Below are 20,102 nucleotides of genomic sequence, written 5' to 3' on the forward strand. Positions count from 1 at the left end.
ACAAATAAATCGAGTCAATTAATACAAAATCAAGAAATGAGTAATTAGTTTACTCCCATTTTCTTCGTTTTGTTATATTTTTTCAGTAAAATATACCTATATAAATCAATATAATCGTAAATAAATGAAAAACTACTTATCAATAATAGTCCTGACTTTAATTATTTTTCCTTGTTTTGCTCAAGCGACACAAATAATAAACTGTTATGTTATTAAAATCTCCGATGGCGATAGTTTCACTTGTTTAACTCATCATAAAAAAATGTTAAATATTCGCTTACAAGAAATAGATGCTCCTGAACGCTATCAAGCTTTTGGTCACCAAGCACGACAACAGCTTTCTCAATTAATTTTTAAGCATCATGTAAAATTATCGATTTCAGGATATGACAGATACCAACGCATTTTAGCCACGGTATTTAATCAAAAAGGTGAAAATATCAATCTTAAGATGGTGCAGTTAGGCATGGCTTGGGCTTATAATCAATATACTCACACAACCCAATATATTTCCGCACAAGCCAAAGCAAAACAACAAAGAATCGGTCTTTGGGTGGATCCTCATCGGATTTCCCCGGGTGAATTTCGTAAAAATCGCTTTAATCACAATAAATTTAAAAAACAGCTACGACAACAGAAGAATCGAGATTAATTATGTTTGATGTTCAAAAATTTCGCTCCCATTTTCCCTACTTTAATCATTCAGATGCAGTGGTATATTTAGATAATGCAGCGACCTCATTAAAACCACAGGCGCTGATTGATGCCACTGTGGCATTTTATCAATCGGCAGGTTCAGTTCACCGTAGTCAATATGATGAAAAGCAAACAACACAATATGAACAAGCACGTACTCGAATACGTCAACTGATTAATGCTGAAAGCGACAAAGCAATCATCTGGACCTCAGGAACAACTCAAGCCATTAACACCGTCGCTAATGGTCTAATCCCATATATTCAAAAAGATGATGAAATCATTATTAGTGAAGCCGATCATCATGCGAATTTTGTGACCTGGTCGGAAATAGCTAAAAAGTGCGGTGCAAAATTGCATATTTTACCTATTTTAGATAACTGGTTAATTGATGAACGTTCGTTACTTTGCTGTTTAAACTCAAAAACAAAAGTCGTGGCATTAAACTTTGTTTCCAATGTAACAGGCACCGAGCAACCAATTCAACATTTCATCAAACTAATTCGTCAACACAGTTCAGCATTAGTCAGTGTGGATGCAGCCCAAGCAATTAGCCATATGAAAATCGATATACAAAAATTAGATGCTGATTTTCTCTCTTTCTCTGCTCATAAACTTTATGGCCCGAATGGGATTGGTGTGTTAACAGGAAAACTAGCTGCATTAGAATTATTACAACCGCTTCTCTATGGCGGCAAAATGGTCGAGCAAGTATCTAATCAAGCGATTAGATTTTCAGAATTACCCTATCGTTTAGAAGCCGGCACCCCGAATATTGCTGGGGTAATTGGTTTTAATGCGGTACTAGAATGGTTACAGCAATGGGATCTTGAACAAGCAGAACAACAAGCTATCGCTCTCGCAGAACAGGTAAAAGTGCGGTTAAAAAATTATAAAAATTGTTTGCAATTTAGTTCACCACAACCGAGTTCTGTTATAAGCTTTGTGTTTACGGATATTGCCAGTTCCGATTTAGCAACATTATTGGCGGAACAAAATATTGCTTTACGAACAGGTGTACATTGTGCTCAACCCTATCTTGCTCGCTTAGCTCAAAGCTCTACCTTGCGTTTAAGTTTTGCGCCTTATAATTCACAGCAAGATGTTGATGCATTCTTTACCGCCTTAGATAACAGTTTGGAGCTATTAACTGAATAATGGAATTATTAGAACAACTTAAGAATGCCAAAGGTTGGGAACAACGTTACCGATTAATTATTCAAGCAGGTAAAAATATTTCTCAACCCACCGAACAAGAATTAGCAGAAATGCAGCAAATTGCTGGTTGTGAAGCGAAAGTTTGGTTCAAAATTTTTCAAAATTCTGACCGCACTTTTTATCTAAAAGCCTATAGTGAAGCTCGAATTATTAATGGGCTATTATGGCTTTTAATCCTTGCTGTCCATAATAAAACCCCAGAACAATTACAGCATTTTGATCTCACTGCTTATTATGATGAACTTGGCATTGCTCAACGCCTGAGTTCAACTCGCTTAAATGGTCTAAAACAAATTGAAACAGCGTTTCATCAGTTAGGACAAATTTAATAATCGTATTTAGGGAGAATACCCTATTCTCCCTCGCCTCTTACCATAAACGAATTAATGCAACGCCAAGAAATAAAATAATTAATCCTAAAATCTGAATTCCATAAACAGGTTTTCTAGGAGCGCCTAATATGCCATATTGATCTACTAATAAACTCCCCGAAATCATCCCTAATAAGGCAAGAATAACTGTGGTTCCAGTCCCAACAATAGGCATTAAAACCACTCCCATAAACACAAAAGCAGCACCTAATAAACCACCTAGCCATAACCACCAAGGCATATGCTTTTGTGTTGTTTCAAATATCCGATGAAATCTCCCCTCTTTCACTCCGACAAAAATCAGCAATGCTAATGCGCCACCAATAAAAGATACTAATGCTGCTTGAAGAGGTGAATGCAATATTCGCCCTAATTGACCATTCACTGCTGTTTGCATTGCGCCTAGCATCCCAGCAAAAATACCCAGCAAACGCCATAACCATATCATATTAGGCTCAGACTTAGATTGAGGTTCTGGATAATAACGAGTTTTACTCATCGTCACCGCAAGGATAATTCCCATAAGAACTAAAATGAGTCCTACACCTCGATTCCAACTAAAAGAAATTAAAGGAGCATTAAACCAACCAAAGCTGTCAATCAGTATTCCCATAATAATTTGCCCGAATATAGGCATAATCACGGTTTGAACACCCCCTAGATGCGGAAAAAGTAAAATATTTGTAGTTAATGCAATTACCCCAAATAAACCACCCATCCACAACCACCATGGCGTATTTAAAAAGATATCAACATCAATAAAGAAAGGATTGCCCGTGAGAAAAGTAACAAGAATTAAAGAAAAGGTGCCAACCAAAAAAGAAACCATAGATGCAAAAAAAGGAGAACCTACATAACTACGCAATCTTGAATTAATGACAGTTTGAATGGATAACCCACAACCTGCAATAACACAAAGCAACATCAACAACATCAACACCTCCAATTTTAGGGTTTCCATTTTAGTACAAATAAAAATATATCGCTAATCACTTATTGGGATAAAATTCATTGAGTTAGTAAATATTTTAGTCATGAACTTTCCTTTTCTATTTTATTCTAAATAATAAATCACCATAAGGAGTTTATATGACTGATCTATTTTTTAATCGACGAAATTTCTTAACCGCCTCCAGTTTATTACTTTTATCAAGCGGACTCAGTTTTTCTCCATTAGCTTTAGCATTAAAACAAAAATTTAATCCTGCTAGTGATTTTTCTTTCATTTCAAATGCAGAACTTATCAATTCGTTAGTACGTATTGGCCCTTCAGCTAATAATGTTGTGCAAGGCTTTGCCATTGATTCTTTAAATAAAACTATGTTCTCTCAACATGTGGGAGGAAAACCTGAAAAATCTTATGTATGTCGTTATCACTTATTAGATGGCAATATTCAAGCAGAAAGTTATATGTCTTTAGAAAATATTGGAGGTCATCAAGGAATTGGCGTTCAATATATCGAAAAAACAATGAAACTTTGGGCTTCAGCAGGTGCAGCTATTACTGATTATGGTGCTTGTGCTATTCGATTTCCTTATCAACCCAATAAAAGTATCGATGAATACGAGGTATTTAAACTGTTTGATACAGAAAACTTTAAGCCAACAGGTACGGTGACACCATGCATTAGTTCTGATAATAAATACTTAATTGTGGTAGGCCATCTAAAGCAAAATCATAATTCTGTGATCCGAGTCTTCGATTTATCTATTTTTAATCAAGGAGGAAATTACACTGAACAATATGTATATCAATGGGAAATTACCGCGTTATCCAAAGAAAAAAGCTTTCCAGTACAAGGAGTCGCCTCAGATGGAAATATGGTCGTTATTCAATTAGGATTTACGGACCCTAATATTAATAAGGCAACCTTTGTGTATCAGCTAGACGGTCAATTATTATATTATACGCAGGATAATCAAGTGGGTAGAAAAGAAGCATTAACCACTGGACAAGGAAAACACTGGGAGCCTGAAGGTATGTGTTTTGCTCAAGATAGAAAAGGTCAATTACATCTCTACCAATGTATTGTTTGCGGTGATGCAGGGAAGAGAATTGTAAATATTTATGGTTCCGTAGTACCAATTTAATTCCTAAAATTATTGTCTTCTTGCTTTGTAGAAAAGTGCGGTCTGTTTAGGGAAAATTTTTAATTAATAAATATATACTGAACTAAATACATATATAACCCTGTTCCAGCAGCAATAGAAAGAAACATGTTCTTTTTCCAGAAATGCAATACTAATGTGACAAAACCTGCGATGAACTCAGGCAAACCATGAAATCCTGCAAAAATATCAATATTTTTATAGCAGTAAATAACCAGCATGCCAAACATAGCCGCAGGTAAAACTTTACCTAAATAACGAATATATTCAGGAATAGGGCGATTTGCGGGGAAGATAATAAAAGGTAAAAACCGAAAAAAATGCACACCTAAAATTCCCATTCCAATGGTAATAAGCTGTTCTACTAATGTCATGATGAAAGTCTCTTCAACTTAGTTTCTAATTTAGGTCGGCGGAAAGTTAATATTAACCAGATACCAATGAGTGTTGGGATCAAAAATTGATCTTTACCAACCAATAATAAACTTATTAAGGCAATACCTAACCCCAATAATGAACTTTCGTGGGAGGTTTCTTTCATCCAATTCTCCACAAAAATAACGATGAATAATGCGGTCATGGCAAATTCTACTCCCTTTAAATCAAAGGGCATTAAGCCACCTGTAATATTTCCTAACCCCGCACCTAATACCCAGTAAACTTGCAAATAAAGGCTGACAAAAAACATATACCAACCTTTATCAATATGATTAGGAATTTTTGCCATATAATTAAGAGAAAAGGATTCATCCACTAATGAAGCAATCATATACCAACGCTTTTTACCAATATTTCCACCATATTTTTCAAGCATTGAAATACCATAAAATAATTGTCTTCCACTAACCATTAAGCAAATCAGCAACACGCTTAAAGGAGAAAAAGGAGCAACCAGAGAAGCAGCGACAATAAACTCAACTGAGCCTGCATAAATCAGTAATGCCATAAATACAGGAAATAACACACCAAAACCTAATTGTTTCATATACAATCCGTAAGAGAAACCCAGGAATAAGAAACCTGTAATCATAGGCATGGAATAAGGCAAGGCCGCTTTAGCCGCCTCTTTAATGGAGTTCATGCTCGCTTCTGACATATGGCTGTTCTAACTCTCTAAAATGGATAATCCAGGCAACGTAGAAAAACTTTGCGACTTAACTGTTTCATAAAAATCTTCTAGATAAGCAATCTCTGCATCTTCTTTACGATAAGCTGCATATAAATTACTATGTAAACCCTGCTTAGTAATCTTACGAGCTACTATATAGCCTCTATCTAGGTAAGGTTTTGCCGCCCAAAATGGCATTGCCGTAATACCTCGTTTACTTGCAACGAGTTGAATAATCGCAATAGTTAATTCACTCGTGCGCCGTTCTGGATTAATTCCTGCTGGTTTCAAAACCTGTCGCAATAAATCTAACATATCATCTGGAACTGGATAGGTGATCCAGGTTTGTTCGGCAAAATCTTCAGCTTCCCAAATTTCTTTATTGGCAAGTGGATGATCTTTAGCACATAGACCGACCATCTCATAAGAAAATAGTGGTTTATGAATAATTCCATCGGTTTCCTCTATTTCTGAAACAACTGCCCAATCAGCACGATGCGTCATCACCAGTCCCACCGCATCAGTATGAAAGCCAGAGACAATATCTAATTCTACTAATGACCAATGTTGACGAAAGCTATCCATCGCGGGCATGAGCCAATCAAAACAAGTATGGCATTCAACCGCTATACGCAATTCACCTGCCTCACCTTGTTTTACACGAGAAAGATCGCGCTCTGCGGCAACAACTTTAGGTAAAATATCATTGGCTAATTGAATCAAACGATCTCCTGCAGCAGTAAAACGTAAAGGATTACTTTTACGTTCAAACAATGGCAACCCATATTGATCTTCCAACAATTTGATTTGGTGAGAAAGTGCGGATTGAGTGAGATATACTTGTTTAGCTGCTAAAGAAACAGATCCCGTTTCTTTTAATGCTAATAAGGTCTTTAAATGACGTAGTTCAAGAAATATAGGTTTCATTAAAATAATTCATATAACTTTGAAAAAAGATGAACTATTCTAGCTTAAAATTATTCATAGTTTAATAACCCAAAAGCATAGAAATTAATTCTATGCTTTTATAATATCCTAAAACTTATCCTTTTAAGCGTTCAAATCCTGCTTTTAAATCTGCAATGAGCTCATCGACCTGTTCGAAACCAATATGCAAACGGATTAATGTTCCTGTGAGTTTACGCTTAATATTAGGACGAATGGCAGCAATCTCTTCAGGTTGATTATAAAGGATCAATGATTCAAATCCTCCCCATGAATATGCCATACTAAACAATTCAAAATGATCCATTAAACATGATAATTGTTGAGAGTTTAATTTCTCATTAAATTCAAAGGAAAATAAGCCTGCTGAACCCGTAAAATCACGTTTAAAGAATTTATGCCCTGGGCAACTTAGTAATGCAGGATGATACACTGCTTTCACTTCAGGTTGTTTAGCTAACCAATTAGCTACTTTAATACTACTCTCTTCATGTTGTTTAAAACGGATCGCTAAACTGTGCAAACCTCGAGTGGTAGTATAAGCACTATCGGCATCAACCATTTGTCCCATTAAGTATGAATTTTCACGTAATTGATCCCAACAACGCTGATTAGCTACCGCTGTACCAATCATAATATCAGAATGGCCAACAAGATATTTAGTTCCCGCTTGAATTGAAATATCAATATCATGTTCTAATGCCTTAAACAAAATTCCGCCCGCCCAAGTATTATCGATCATAATGATAATTTCTGGATTCACTGCACGAACTGCTTTTACGATTGTTGGTACATCTGGTACTTCCATTGTTAATGAACTAGGGCTTTCTAGAAATAAAACTTTTGTATTATCTTGAATTAGTTTTGCAATTTCTGCACCATCCATAGGATCATAAAAGGTTGTAGATACCCCCAAGCGAGATAATACTTGAGTACAAAAATCTTGTGTTGGCTCATAGACCGCACCACTCATTAATACATGATCACCTTGTTGTACAAAAGCTAAAATACTATTTGTTATCGCTGCTGCGCCACAAGGATAAAGATAACATCCTGCTCCCCCTTCTAGCTCACACATTGCATCTTGTAAGGCAAAATGAGTTAAGGTTCCACGACGTCCATAAAATAATGCCTGTTTAGTACGATTAATTGTCGCTTGCTTTTTATCTGCAATTGAATCAAAAACTAATGAAGAGGCACGTTGTATGACTGGGTTAACACTTCCCTGAGTTACTCTTTTATTTCGACCAGCATGAACTAATGAGGTGGCTAATGAATATTTGTGTGACATAAATACTTCCTATGCTTTTTATTATGATAAGGTAACAATAATTAATTCAATAGATAAAATCAACTATTAACTTTAGGATGATTTTTTTAGAATATAGGTCATCGATTTTGCCTTGTTTAATCACAATAGGCAAAATATTTCTTAAGTTATTTGCAATAGAATAATTAAACAACTCTGGCAAATAAAAAATTAAGATATCACTAACCCATAGTTATCCATAGGTTGTAGATTAGCTCTATAGGAACTTTTTCTTTCGCCACTCCTTTTGAGTGGCTTTTTTTATATTAAACCTGTTAAACAATATGACCATTTTCAATGGTGAGAATACGATCAATTTTACCCGTTAACTCATTAGGTTGATGAGTCACTATCAGTAAAGTAAGTTGTTTATGCTCACAAATTTGAGATAATAAATTCAACATTTCTAGACGTAAGATAGGATCTAATGCCGAAAAAGGCTCATCTAATAATAGAATAGGTTTATCCCTCAATAAGCATCGAGCTAATGCAACTCGCTGTTTTTGCCCACCCGATAGTTGATCGGGTTTACGGGTTAAAAATTTTTCTAATCCTACCGCACTTGCTACCTGCTCTACTTGTACCCATTGCTTCTCATTGAGTTTTAAATGTGGCTTTATGCCTAATCCAATATTTTGTTCAACAGTTAGATGAGGAAATAAATTATTCTCTTGAAACAACATAGAAACTGGGCGTTCACTAGGTTCTGTCAATGTATGATTTTGTTGGTTTAACCAAATCTCACCTGAATTTGCATATTCAAATCCAGCAATAAGATTTAATAAAGTACTTTTTCCCGCTCCACTCGCCCCAACAATAGCAATCCGCTCCTTAGGTTGAATATGTAAATTAAACTCCATTAGCATATTTTTATATTGAAACTGAACTTGATCTAGCTTAATCATTGGGCTTTTCCTCGGTAGGAATATAGGAACGTTCCACTATCACAAACATCGCGAAACAAACTAATAATAGAATTAATGCCGTAATGGCTGCTTGATCACCTCGGTAACTGCCTAGCTGTTGATACAATAAATAAGGTAACGAAGAAAAATCTTGGCTACCAAATAAAGCGATTGCCGTAAAGTCACCTAATGATAAAGCACAAGCTAATGCAAAGGCATATTTTATCGGTGCTGCCAATGTATGCCATTCAATAAGGCGAAAACGCTGCCAACCTTTAATCCCTAAAGATTGACAAAGTTTCTCATAATATTGAAGATTCATATTCATGGGCACTGCCAAAATTTTCAGCACAAATGGCATTGCTGATAGGGCATTACATAACACCATAATGGCAAATAAATGTGCCGAAGAAAATTCAATATGTTGTAATAATAAAAATAAACCGATGGCCACAATTAAGCTTGGAATGGCTAATACTAACATGCCTAAATTAAGCAATAAATGAGCAAGCTTTTCAAAATAAAACCATGCTAAACGTCGGGATAACGCTAATAGTGCTATGGACATCAGCAATGCTAACAGGGCAGAAATTGGTGCGATAGAAAAGGAATATGCCATAGAACGCCATAATTGTGGGTCTTGCCATGCATGAAGTGCATCTTTCGCCACTAATGCACTAATCACAATGTGAACTAAAGGAGAAAGTATAAATAAACTGACTATAGCAATCATTAAAATTTGCCAAAATTTAACCGCACTTTTCTGTTTGGCAAACCATAATTCTCTAAAACTTAAATGTGTTTCTGGCAATTTACTAAACATGCTACTGAGTACAAACAATAAGAAACAAACAATAAATTGTAATAGCACAAATAAAGCCGCTTTAGATAAATCGAAATCAAAGATAATGGCTTGATAAATTGCCACTTCAAGGGTGGAATATTTTGGTCCTCCACCTAAACTCAATACGATAGCAAAGCTGGTAAAGCAAAGAGTAAAAATCAATACCAATGTAGGTAATAGTTGCTGACGTAAATAAGGCCATTCAATTAATCGAATAAATTGCCAGCCTTGTATATTTAATTGTGCGGCGAGTTGTCGTTGTTGATTAGGAATACTATGAAAACTCTGCAAAAACATACGTGCGGCTAAAGGAATATTAAAAAATAGATGGGCGATTAGAATACCTGATAAGCCATAAATATTAGGTTGCCATGAGATATTTAGATAAGTTAAAAGTTGTGCAAGCCAACCAGATGAGCCATAAATTCCTAATAAACCAAAAATTGCTACTAAAGAAGGCAATACAAAAGTTAAGGAAAATAATTTTAATAGCAATAATTTCCCTTTAAACTGCTGATAAAAAAATGCCCTTGCAAAGAACAATCCAATAAGCACTGAAAGCCCTGCAGAAAGACTAGCTTGCCAAAAGCTAAACCTTAATACTTGATATAAATAACTATCCTGCCATAAACTTTGCCAAGAGTAAGCTTCCCCCTGATAAAATACGGCTAATAAAGAGCCTCCATAAATCACCATTAATAAACATAGCACCAAAATCCCACCCACATAATGGGCAGGAGCTAAATGTTTAATGGAAGGAAATAATAAGGACATAACGCCGTTATTTACTCAATGCTGATTGCCATTGGGTTATCCAAGATTTCAATTGTTCATCACTAATCATCAAAGTATCAATAGTTTTACTTTTCATCACGGCACTTTTTAGTGCATCGTAATGAGGCTCAATATTGCCTTCAACCACTGGCAACATAATCCCTTTAGTGATAATGGTTTTTTGGCTATCTGGTTGCAATAGAAAACTTAAAAAATGATCCGCACAAGCATTATTTTTTCCTGCAATTTTGCCTGCCATATCAATTTGTAAGGTTTCACCCTCTGCAAATTCTGTGGCAGCATAGTTGGAATTATGCTCATTCAGCAAATGATAAAGCGGAGAGGTATTATTACTTAATACTAAATCAGCTTCTCCTTTTAAAAAACTACCATAGGTTTCTGACCAACCTTTGCCAACAGTAACAGTATGTTTCTGTAATGTTTGCCACTGTTGATTAATTTGATCTTGTGGATAAAGCATATTCATCCAAACTAATAATCCTCTTCCAATACTGCTTGTACGAGGATCTTGATAAATCACCTTAAGATCTTCACGCTCAATTAACTCTTTTAAGCTCTTAGGTGGATTTTGTAGTTTAGTTTTATCATAAATAAACGCATATTTTGAAAACTCATAAGGCACAAAATATTGGCTCTGCCACTTAACTGGCATGTTAACATGGTTCAAGCTGACACCATGAGGTGCAAATAAACCTGTTTTTTCAGCAGCTTCTAATTGATGATTATCCATACCAATCACCACATCAGCTTTGGTTTTCTTTCCCTCCAAACGTAAACGATTTAACATGGTCGTACGGCTATCAAAAGGAATCATATTAATTTGACATTGAGGAAAGGCTTTTTCAAAATTGATTTTTACTTCAGGACCAGCTCCCCATTGTGCAGCAAAATATTCTTCTGCATAAAGGTTGACCGATTGGAGCTCTGCAACCGCTTGTCCAGACAGAAAAAGTGCGGTTGAAAAAAGAAAAATTTTAGATTTAGACATAAAAAAATCCTTTAATTGAAATTAAAGGAATTTAAGTGCGGTACAATTTTAGAAAAATTTACTCGCTTTCTCAAATCCCTACGCTGTGATTAATCAGATCAGGTTCTACGGGTTTCTCTCAGCCTCAAATGAAGCACCCCGTTGAGAACGGCAAATAGTTTAATCGCTTTTAAGGGATTTATTCAAGCCATTTTTCTACAGAGAGATTTAAAATAAGTATGACATTAATTAAACATCCTATGAGCAACCGTATATTTAAAACATTTCTGCACAATCTAACTTTTTATAATCCTTAAGATTCAGTTACAATACACATATAAATCTACATACCAAAGACTTAGGAACATCTATGAGTATGCCCATTTCTACCTTTCAAGCAACGTTAACCCAACTTGCAGAATTATTAATTGAGCAATTTCCTGATCAATGTAATAAGCAATTGTACAAAGATGTTATTGACCAACAACAGGATCTCAACACCCCAATTGGACGGCTAGTACAAGCTATTGCGATGTCTGACTTTGTGGTAGAAATTTTCAAAAAACAACCGCACTTTTTATGGGAGTGTTGGCAAACGAGCCCCTCATTATCTGATTGTGAAAACTATACCTCTCGTTTAACCCTGATATTAAATACAGTAACTGACGAAACGGGGTTATATAAAGCATTACGACAATTCCGTAATCGTGAAATGGTGAAGCTCAGTTTTTGTCAGAGCCTGAATTTAGGCACGGTAGAGGAAATTTTTATTCGCCTTTCACAATTAGCTGAAGCATGCATTATTTGTGCAAGAGATTGGCTCTATAAACAAGCTTGTGCAGATTGGGGAACACCTGTGGATGAACAAGGACATCCTCAACAACTTTATATTCTTGGTATGGGTAAACTTGGTGGTTTTGAACTTAATTTTTCATCAGATATTGATTTAATCTTCACCTATCCTGCTAATGGGGAAACTGTTGGAGCTCGTAAACCAATGGAAAACCAAAAATTCTTTATGCGTTTAGGGCAAAAACTGATTAATGCTTTAGATGAATTTACGGTTGATGGTTTCGTTTACCGTACAGATATGCGTTTACGTCCATTTGGTGAAAGCGGTGCATTAGCATTAAGTTTTAATGGAATGGAAACCTATTATCAAGAACAAGGGCGAGATTGGGAACGCTATGCCATGATTAAAGGGCGAATTTTAGGGGCAGATGAACAAGATCCTAATATCAAAACCTTACGCCAACTACTTCGTCCATTTGTTTATCGCCGTTACATCGATTTTAGTGTTATCCAATCTTTACGAGAAATGAAACATAAAATTGAGCGTGAAATCCGTCGTCGTGGCTTAGTGGATAATATAAAGCTTGGTGCGGGTGGAATTCGAGAAATAGAATTTATTGTACAAGTTTTTCAACTCATTCGTGGTGGTCGAGAAATTGCCTTACAAAAACATGAATTACTCAAACTTCTCCCTGAAATTGAGAAACTAGGTCTGATTAGTGCTGAGCAACATCAAGATTTAATGCAAGCCTATTTATTCTTACGCCGTGTAGAAAACGTATTACAAGCCATTGATGATAAACAAACACAATTACTACCTAGCAAAGAATTAGATCAATTACGTTTAGTCGAAGCAACAAAATGTTTTACTCTTTGGGATAAAAATCATCAGAGCATTGAAATTCATTATCCTATTACTGATTGGCAAAGTTTTTATCACATATTACAACAACATCAGCAAAAAGTGCGGTCAGTTTTTCAAAATTTAATTGGACAAGATGAAGAATCAGAACAAGACAGTAAAGAAAATGAATGGCGTGATTTTCTAGATTCTCATATTGAGCAAAATGAGTTATCCGATATTTTAATCCAACAAGGAATCGGCGAAAACGAAAGAGAGGAATTAATCCATAAATTAGAAGCTTTCCGTTCTAGTGTGAAACTCCGTTCTATTGGCATTCGAGGACGAGAAGTGCTAGCTCAACTTCTACCAAATTTATTATTACAAATTTTTTCTCACGCTGAATACCGCACTTTATTACCGAGAATGTTAAACATTGTCGAGAAGATTCTAACCCGAACAACCTATTTAGAATTATTACTTGAGAACCCTCAAGCATTAACACAACTAATAGAATTATGTGCAAAATCACAACTTATTGCCGAGCAGGTGGCACAACATCCGATTTTATTAGATGAGTTATTAGATCCTAAAGCCTTATTAGATCTACCCTCTTATGAAAATTATCCTTCGGAATTACAGCAATATTTACTCCGTTTGCCTGAAGATGATGATGAACAATTTATTACTGCGTTACGCCAATTTAAACAAGCTACGCTCCTCCGAGTCGCTGCTGCAGATATTTTAGGCGTATTACCCGTCATGAAAGTGAGTGATCATCTTACTTTCCTTGCCGAAGCCATTATTCATGCCGTAGTCAATCTTGCTTGGCAACAAGTCACTGCTCGTTTCGGTAAACCCGAACATTTACAAGATAACCAAACAGGTTTCTTAGTTGTAGGTTACGGAAAACTAGGCGGGATCGAATTAGGTTATCGTTCAGACTTAGATTTAGTCTTCCTCTATGATGGAACGCATCAAGGTCAAACTATCGGTGGAAAAAAAACCATCGATAATAGCCAATTCTACCTACGTTTAGCGCAAAAGATCATTAGCATTTTCAGCATGAATACCAGCGCTGGGATTCTTTACGAAGTGGACATGCGATTACGTCCCTCAGGGAATGCAGGTCCACTAAGTTGTTCATTTAAGGCATTTGAAGATTATCAAATGAACGAAGCTTGGACTTGGGAAAAACAATCTCTTGTGCGTAGTCGTGCAGTCTATGGTGAACCTGCATTAAGAGCTCAATTTAATGAAATACGTACAAAAATTTTATCTACCTCTCGTGATTTACAAACACTTAAAATAGATGTGCGAGAAATGCGTGAGAAAATGTATGAACATCTCGCTAACACAAACCCCGATCAATTTAATATTAAAAAAGATCATGGAGGCATTACAGATATTGAATTTATTGCTCAGTACTTAGTTCTAGCACATGCCCCAGAAAATCCCGCATTAGCTTATTGGTCAGATAATGTCCGTATCTTTGATGTTATGGCGGAGCATCATATTATTTCACTTGAGCACGCAGAAACTTTGAAAAATTGCTATACCAATTTAAGAAATAAAATACATCATCTGAATTTATTGGGTGCTCCTTCTATCATTAGCAGTAATGAAGTTACTAAGGAACGCCAATTTATTGATGACGTCTGGAATACCTTATTTACAGATTAACCTTCCATAGGGTAAGCCCTAAACTTACCCTTATTATTTACCTATAAGCAGGTATCAATTTTGATTTAAATCATTAAAACCACTTGATTTTTAAAAATTACTTTCTATTTTTTGCCAAATACCCTATTATTTTTGTCAACTTATTTACTTTTACTCTATCATAAACAAAATCTGAGGTATCTATGACGTTTTCAAATCAAAAATTAAGTGATATTGCCATTTCTGTACCAGGTGCAATTAAATTATTTCGAGAATATGATTTAGATTATTGCTGTGGTGGTTCTGTGGAATTAGCCAGTGCAGCACAAGCGAAAAATTTAGATATAAATGAAATTAACACACGCCTAACTGAACTACAAAATACACCATCTGAAATTGATGAGCCTAATTGGACTGAAACACCATTTAATGAACTTATTACTTATATTATTACTCGCTTCCACGATGGTCATCGTGAACAATTGCCAGAATTACTGGAACTAGCAAAAAAAGTAGAAGAAGTACATGCTGATCGTGAAGATTGCCCTATCGGTGTAGCGGCAGAATTAGAAAATATTTTTGCAGATCTTTCCCAACATTTAATGAAAGAAGAACAAATTCTGTTCCCAATGATTAATGCTGGGAATTATATGATGGCAACCATGCCGATTCGTGTGATGGAAATGGAACATGATGAAATGGGCGATCAATTAGAAGTTTTAAAATCACTTACCAATAATGTCACCGCACCAGCAGATGCATGTACAAGCTGGAGAACATTATATTCAGGCATTGCTCATTTTATTGACGAATTAATGTTACACACTCATACTGAAAATAATATTTTATTCCCTCGAGTAAGAAAAGCAGCAGACGTAGAATAGTGTAACGACTTTTAAACCTTCAAGGGATAGTTTTTCAATAGAAAATATTAAAGATGCTCAAGGGAATACTTTAGGGTTGCGCTCGATTATTCGATTAAATGAACAAAAAGTGCGGTGAAATATTCAAAAATTTCTCAAATGAAAGGGCTAGTATACTATATCCGTGTAATTCGGCAATACAATAAACAATAGAAATACCTAAACCACTGCCTTTTTCATTTTGACCTGCGGGGCGATAAAAACGTTGACCAAGCTTTTGAATTTCTTCATCACTGACACCACCGCCATTATCCTCAATAATCACAGCATTTTTTGTCAAAATTATCCGAATAAAAGATCTCTCCGAACAATATTTAATCGCATTATCCAATAAGTTGCCTAACATTAAAGAAAGCAATAAAGGCTGACCTTGTTTTTGTAAAGGTATAGATTGTTTATCAAAAGATAGCTGCATATTACGCTTCGCCGCATAAGCTGATTGAGTCCGCAATACATGCTCTATCAGTTCTTCCCAATTAATATTTTCTAACTCATCCAACTCATCTAAATTATCAAGGCGGGATAAAGTTAATAATTGTTCCACAAGATTAGTCATACGACTAATACCTTCATTTAAATTATTAAGCGCTTCCTGTTGTAATTCAGGCTCATCATTCAGCATTTGCACCAATTCTGTTTGCACTTTTAAACCTGCTAACGGACTACGTAACTCATGAGCAGCATCAGAAGTAAAGCGTCGTTCCCGAATTAATGTCTTGGCACTTCTTGCAATATAGCTATTTAACCCATTCACTAAAGGTAATACTTCTGTAGGCATATTTTGGGTACTAATCAGCGTGTTATCATCTGGTTTACGTTTTTTAAGATTTTCAGATAATTGCTTTAATAAGCTAAATTCCCTTGTAATGATCCAAACAATAAAACCGAGCATAATGAGGAAAGTCAATATCCATACCAGCAGTTGATCCCATACAAATTTGTTAATTAACCTATCACGATATTCAATCTGTTGACCCACAGCAATTAATAATTCTTTGTCCTTAGATGGAAGCCAAAAAATACGCCATTCTTCATCACTATTAGTTAATTTAGCTGTAGAAAACCCCTGGGCAGGTTGGAAAGATAAGTATTCGCCATTAGCATCATCACTGACAACTTTTTCACCATAGCGAGTAAAAATTGCAAATGCTAAGGCGTCATCATCATATTGTTTTGATGGCACACCTTGCAGGCTTGATTGATCCACAAAACCTCCAGCAGGTGAAATAAGAGAATTTTGTTTTTCATATAAAATTTGTTGTAGTGAAGAAGAAGCTAATCGCTTAGCCAATAAAATTTGTCGACTATCAAAAATATGGTTGATCTCTATATGCACATAGTCCCATGTAAAATATCCTATAATCCCTCGAATAATTAAAGATACAAGGGATAAAATAATAATTAAACGAAAACGAATGCTCTTCATATAACGCATCTACATATTATTCACTTTTTCCTAATGTATAGCCGACTCCATGCACTGTTCGAATAAAGCTTTTACCTAATTTTTGACGTAGATTATAAATATGCACTTCCAAAGCATTGCTGTTAACTTCGCCTTCCCAGCTATACATTTTCTCTTCAATAAATGAACGAGAAAGCACTCGTTCTTTATTTAAAATAAATAACTCAAGTAATTTATATTCACGAGTCGTTAAAAAAACATCTTCTCCGTCTAATAACACTCGATGATTGGTTACATCAAATTTTATGGCTCCATGTTCAATAATTGGATTCGTTTGTCCATGATGACGACGAATCAATGCTTGCAAACGAGCAATAACTTCTGAAAGTGCAAAAGGTTTACATAGATAATCATCTGCACCTTGTTGTAATCCTAGCACACGTTCGTCCAACGTATCACGAGCGGTCAATACCAAAACTGGGCCATCAATATTACCTTGACGCCAACATGTTAAAATATCTAAACCATCCATACGAGGTAATGTTAAATCTAAGACTACAGCATCATATGGCGCCGCATCAATGGCTTCAAAACCAGTTTTACCATCAGTAAACCAATCAACTAAAAAACCTGATTTAGTCAAACCAACTTTTATGCCATTACCAATTAATAAATCATCTTCTATTAAGAGTATTCTCATCATTATCCTCAAAATTATAGAAATAAATATAGGGATACACTGCTGCTACTAAAATAACAAACAACATTATTTAGTTCTGGGCAGACGAACGCAGCAGTGTATTCCTATATTTATTATTGTTTATTATAAAAATACATGTTTATATACAAAAAAAAGCGACATCCTGTCGCCATATATCAATTATTGTACGGTTCTTTCAATATGAGAGGCTTTTTTATCCATATTGAAAGGAAGATTTATATGCTCTCCAAGAGGCTCAATTCGAATTGCTTCCACCTCAATTTTACCCCATGAAGTATCCACATCAGCAATTAATTTCACTTTATCTTGTGCGGTGAAAAGCCCTTTATTCCACGCTCGGCGATCAATCCCTAAGGTAATTTCACCACTATCATCTCTAAATAAATAAGAACGACGCCCCACTTGTTTTACGATATAACCCTCTAACACAATAATTTGATCATCTTCCCATTTTGTCGCATTCGCAACCTTATTCACTCTATTTGATGCGACCAAACTGCCTTGTGGAGCAGGCATATAACCGCCAAACTCCATAGGTGTTAAATACTCTTCTAACATTTTAGCATCCTCTTCTGATTGAGAATTAGGGGTTATTTGAGCATCTAATTCAAGCCTTGGCGGAATAATCGTTTTATTACCAACACTACTGACAGAATCGCTAAATTCTTCTGTTTTGACAGGTTCAACATTAGCCAACACAGACCCTAAGCTTGATAGCAGTAGAATTATGACAAAATTTATCTTATTCATAAATAATAATCTTCGTAATCAAGTGAAGACAATATACAACGAATTATAATGTATAATTTATGCATTGATATTGCAATGAAAATACTTTATAAGACACAAATATCAGAAAAATTTCTATCTCAACAACCGCACTTTTACATAATAAACTGCGGTTTAATTTAGAAAAATTATTACGATGTCTTCATTCGCATAAAAAATATGATCGGTAAAATAATTAAAAAAATGACCGCACTTATGATAACAGCAGCACGAAATTGCCAATGTTTGGTTTTATGGCGGAAATGTTCCATAGCAAGATGAATACCAATAAATCCACCTAAAAAACACAATGTAAAAAAGACAGATTCTTCAATCCGCCATTCTTTGTTTTGTGCTCTTTGCTTATCTGCTCGCATCAAAAAATAAGCGGCGATATTCACCGCCGCTAAGTAGATAGTTAACGTCCAAATAAACATTATTTAGCGTATACTGGCAAACGTTTACAGATAGCTAATACTTTTGCTTTGGTTGCTTCAATCACTTGTTGGTGATTGTCTTTACCCATACTATCTAATACATCACACATCCAACCTGCCAAATCCGCGGCATCATTTTGTTTAAAACCACGACGAGTAATAGAAGGTGAACCCACTCGAATACCAGAAGTAATAAAAGGTTTTTGTGGATCATTAGGAACAGAGTTTTTATTTACTGTGATATGCGCAGCACCTAATGCGGCATCAGCAGCTTTACCTGTTAAGCCTTGTTTAACAAAACTTACTAAGAATAAGTGATTCTCCGTGCCGTTGGATACAATTTCATAACCACGTTGTTTAAATACATCAACCATCGCTTTAGCATTTTGTAACACTTGTTTTTGATATTCCTTAAACGCAGGTTGTAATGCTTCTTTAAAACATACTGCTTTTGCAGCAATTACATGCATTAACGGACCACCTTGCCCTGCGGGGAAGACCGCACTTTGTAGTTTTTTATAAATTTCTTCATCTTTGGCTGATGAAAGAATTAAACCACCACGAGGACCCGCTAAGGTTTTATGTGTGGTTGTTGTTACCACATGTGCATGAGGTAATGGATTTGGATAAATTCCTGCCGCAATTAAACCTGCAACATGAGCCATATCAACAAATAAATAGGCGCCCACTTCATCGGCAATTGCACGCATTCTCGCCCAATCAACAACTTGAGAATAAGCTGAGAAACCTGCTACGATCATTTTAGGTTTCACATCTAACGCTTGTTGGCGTAAAGCATCATAATCAATCAGCCCATCTACGTTAATACCATATTGTTCAGCTTGATAAATTTTGCCAGAAAAACTGACTGATGCACCATGAGTCAAGTGACCGCCATGAGCAAGGCTCATACCTAAAATGGTATCACCTGGATTTAATAATGCCATGTACACAGCCGCATTAGCTTGAGAACCAGAATGTGGTTGTACATTCGCATAATCAGCACCAAATAGTTCTTTTGCCCGATCAATAGCTAATTGTTCAACAATATCCACATATTCACAGCCACCGTAATAACGTTTACCAGGATAACCTTCAGCATATTTATTGGTTAATTGAGAACCTTGAGCTTCCATGACGGCTTTAGTCACATAATTTTCAGAAGCAATTAATTCAATATGATCTTCTTGGCGACGATTTTCATTTTGAATAGCGTCCCATAATACTGGATCCAATTCTGCAATTGATTTATTTTCTAACATTAGGCTTTTCCTTGTTGCTGGTGA

Annotated in this window: 19 protein-coding genes and 1 riboswitch; of the genes, 6 read left to right on the forward strand and 13 right to left on the reverse strand. The window is 35.6% G+C overall.

What is annotated here, in order from left to right:
* The first annotated feature begins 124 nt into the window (after positions 1-124).
* Genes HMPREF1052_RS04315 through HMPREF1052_RS04325 form a run of 3 tightly spaced genes read left to right on the forward strand, consistent with a single transcriptional unit; the run spans position 125 to position 2,243 of the window.
* The gene (locus HMPREF1052_RS04315) at positions 125-652 is read left to right on the forward strand and encodes a thermonuclease family protein (RefSeq protein WP_005760106.1); all 528 of its coding nucleotides are present in this window, start codon (positions 125-127) and stop codon (positions 650-652) included.
* Positions 652-1,854: a cysteine desulfurase gene (locus tag HMPREF1052_RS04320; protein ID WP_040596286.1), complete on the forward strand. Its 1,203-nt coding sequence runs from the start codon at positions 652-654 to the stop codon at positions 1,852-1,854. The genes HMPREF1052_RS04315 and HMPREF1052_RS04320 overlap by 1 nt, the downstream gene beginning before the upstream one ends.
* Positions 1,854-2,243 (forward strand): SufE family protein, encoded by a 390-nt coding sequence (locus tag HMPREF1052_RS04325; RefSeq protein ID WP_005760046.1) that lies wholly within the window; start codon positions 1,854-1,856, stop codon positions 2,241-2,243. The genes HMPREF1052_RS04320 and HMPREF1052_RS04325 overlap by 1 nt, the downstream gene beginning before the upstream one ends.
* Positions 2,244-2,283: 40 nt before the next feature.
* Here the strand turns inward: HMPREF1052_RS04325 and HMPREF1052_RS04330 are convergent, their stop codons facing one another.
* Entirely contained in the window at positions 2,284-3,246 is a 963-nt protein-coding gene (locus tag HMPREF1052_RS04330) for a DMT family transporter (protein WP_005760111.1), read from the reverse strand.
* Positions 3,247-3,374: 128 nt separating this feature from the next.
* On the opposite strand from HMPREF1052_RS04330, the gene HMPREF1052_RS04335 reads away from it, so the two are divergent.
* A complete protein-coding gene (locus tag HMPREF1052_RS04335; protein ID WP_005760062.1) occupies positions 3,375-4,376 on the forward strand; it encodes a phage baseplate protein in 1,002 nt (333 codons plus the stop codon).
* Between the two features lie 59 nt (positions 4,377-4,435).
* Here the strand turns inward: HMPREF1052_RS04335 and HMPREF1052_RS04340 are convergent, their stop codons facing one another.
* The 7 genes from HMPREF1052_RS04340 to thiB form a co-directional block, all read right to left on the reverse strand.
* The gene (locus HMPREF1052_RS04340) at positions 4,436-4,768 is read right to left on the reverse strand and encodes a branched-chain amino acid transporter permease (RefSeq protein WP_005760048.1); all 333 of its coding nucleotides are present in this window, start codon (positions 4,766-4,768) and stop codon (positions 4,436-4,438) included.
* Complete coding sequence (gene azlC / locus HMPREF1052_RS04345; protein WP_005760007.1) at positions 4,765-5,490, reverse strand: azaleucine resistance protein AzlC; 726 nt, start codon at positions 5,488-5,490, stop codon at positions 4,765-4,767. Before azlC ends, HMPREF1052_RS04340 begins: the two co-directional genes overlap by 4 nt.
* A 9-nt stretch (positions 5,491-5,499) precedes the next feature.
* Positions 5,500-6,429, reverse strand: a complete 930-nt coding sequence (locus tag HMPREF1052_RS04350) for a LysR family transcriptional regulator (protein WP_005760092.1) — start codon at positions 6,427-6,429, stop codon at positions 5,500-5,502.
* A 115-nt stretch (positions 6,430-6,544) separates the two neighbouring features.
* Positions 6,545-7,738, reverse strand: coding sequence for a cystathionine beta-lyase (gene metC / locus HMPREF1052_RS04355; protein WP_005760032.1), 1,194 nt, complete (start codon positions 7,736-7,738; stop codon positions 6,545-6,547).
* Positions 7,739-8,031: 293 nt separating this feature from the next.
* Positions 8,032-8,661: a thiamine ABC transporter ATP-binding protein gene (gene thiQ / locus HMPREF1052_RS04360; protein WP_005759993.1), complete on the reverse strand. Its 630-nt coding sequence runs from the start codon at positions 8,659-8,661 to the stop codon at positions 8,032-8,034.
* A complete protein-coding gene (gene thiP, locus HMPREF1052_RS04365; RefSeq protein WP_005760169.1) occupies positions 8,654-10,279 on the reverse strand; it encodes a thiamine/thiamine pyrophosphate ABC transporter permease ThiP in 1,626 nt (541 codons plus the stop codon). The genes thiQ and thiP overlap by 8 nt, the downstream gene beginning before the upstream one ends.
* Positions 10,280-10,286: 7 nt before the next feature.
* Positions 10,287-11,288, reverse strand: coding sequence for a thiamine ABC transporter substrate binding subunit (gene thiB, locus HMPREF1052_RS04370; RefSeq protein WP_005760156.1), 1,002 nt, complete (start codon positions 11,286-11,288; stop codon positions 10,287-10,289).
* 57 nt (positions 11,289-11,345) lie between these two features.
* A riboswitch (TPP riboswitch) is annotated at positions 11,346-11,439 on the reverse strand.
* Between the two features lie 198 nt (positions 11,440-11,637).
* On the opposite strand from thiB, the gene glnE reads away from it, so the two are divergent.
* A complete protein-coding gene (gene glnE / locus HMPREF1052_RS04375) occupies positions 11,638-14,583 on the forward strand; it encodes a bifunctional [glutamate--ammonia ligase]-adenylyl-L-tyrosine phosphorylase/[glutamate--ammonia-ligase] adenylyltransferase (RefSeq protein WP_005760085.1) in 2,946 nt (981 codons plus the stop codon).
* A gap of 182 nt (positions 14,584-14,765) precedes the next feature.
* Positions 14,766-15,446 carry an iron-sulfur cluster repair protein YtfE gene (ytfE, locus tag HMPREF1052_RS04380; RefSeq protein ID WP_005760142.1) on the forward strand — a complete coding sequence of 227 codons (681 nt, stop codon included), beginning with the start codon at positions 14,766-14,768 and terminating at the stop codon, positions 15,444-15,446.
* A 94-nt stretch (positions 15,447-15,540) separates the two neighbouring features.
* Here the strand turns inward: ytfE and HMPREF1052_RS04385 are convergent, their stop codons facing one another.
* The 5 genes from HMPREF1052_RS04385 to glyA all read right to left on the reverse strand — a co-directional run bounded on the left by HMPREF1052_RS04385 (position 15,541) and on the right by glyA (position 20,078).
* The gene (locus HMPREF1052_RS04385) at positions 15,541-16,911 is read right to left on the reverse strand and encodes an ATP-binding protein (RefSeq protein ID WP_115172949.1); all 1,371 of its coding nucleotides are present in this window, start codon (positions 16,909-16,911) and stop codon (positions 15,541-15,543) included.
* A gap of 16 nt (positions 16,912-16,927) precedes the next feature.
* Positions 16,928-17,590, reverse strand: a complete 663-nt coding sequence (locus tag HMPREF1052_RS04390) for a response regulator (RefSeq protein ID WP_005760167.1) — start codon at positions 17,588-17,590, stop codon at positions 16,928-16,930.
* 180 nt (positions 17,591-17,770) lie between these two features.
* Complete coding sequence (locus HMPREF1052_RS10925) at positions 17,771-18,361, reverse strand: YgiW/YdeI family stress tolerance OB fold protein (protein WP_081484390.1); 591 nt, start codon at positions 18,359-18,361, stop codon at positions 17,771-17,773.
* A 170-nt stretch (positions 18,362-18,531) separates the two neighbouring features.
* Complete coding sequence (locus HMPREF1052_RS04400) at positions 18,532-18,816, reverse strand: DUF1294 domain-containing protein (protein ID WP_005760158.1); 285 nt, start codon at positions 18,814-18,816, stop codon at positions 18,532-18,534.
* The gene (gene glyA, locus HMPREF1052_RS04405) at positions 18,816-20,078 is read right to left on the reverse strand and encodes a serine hydroxymethyltransferase (RefSeq protein WP_005760073.1); all 1,263 of its coding nucleotides are present in this window, start codon (positions 20,076-20,078) and stop codon (positions 18,816-18,818) included. The genes HMPREF1052_RS04400 and glyA overlap by 1 nt, the downstream gene beginning before the upstream one ends.
* Between the last annotated feature and the right edge of the window lie 24 nt (positions 20,079-20,102).

The sequence above is a fragment of the Pasteurella bettyae CCUG 2042 genome (genome assembly GCF_000262245.1).
GTDB classification, from domain to species: domain Bacteria; phylum Pseudomonadota; class Gammaproteobacteria; order Enterobacterales; family Pasteurellaceae; genus Basfia; species Basfia bettyae.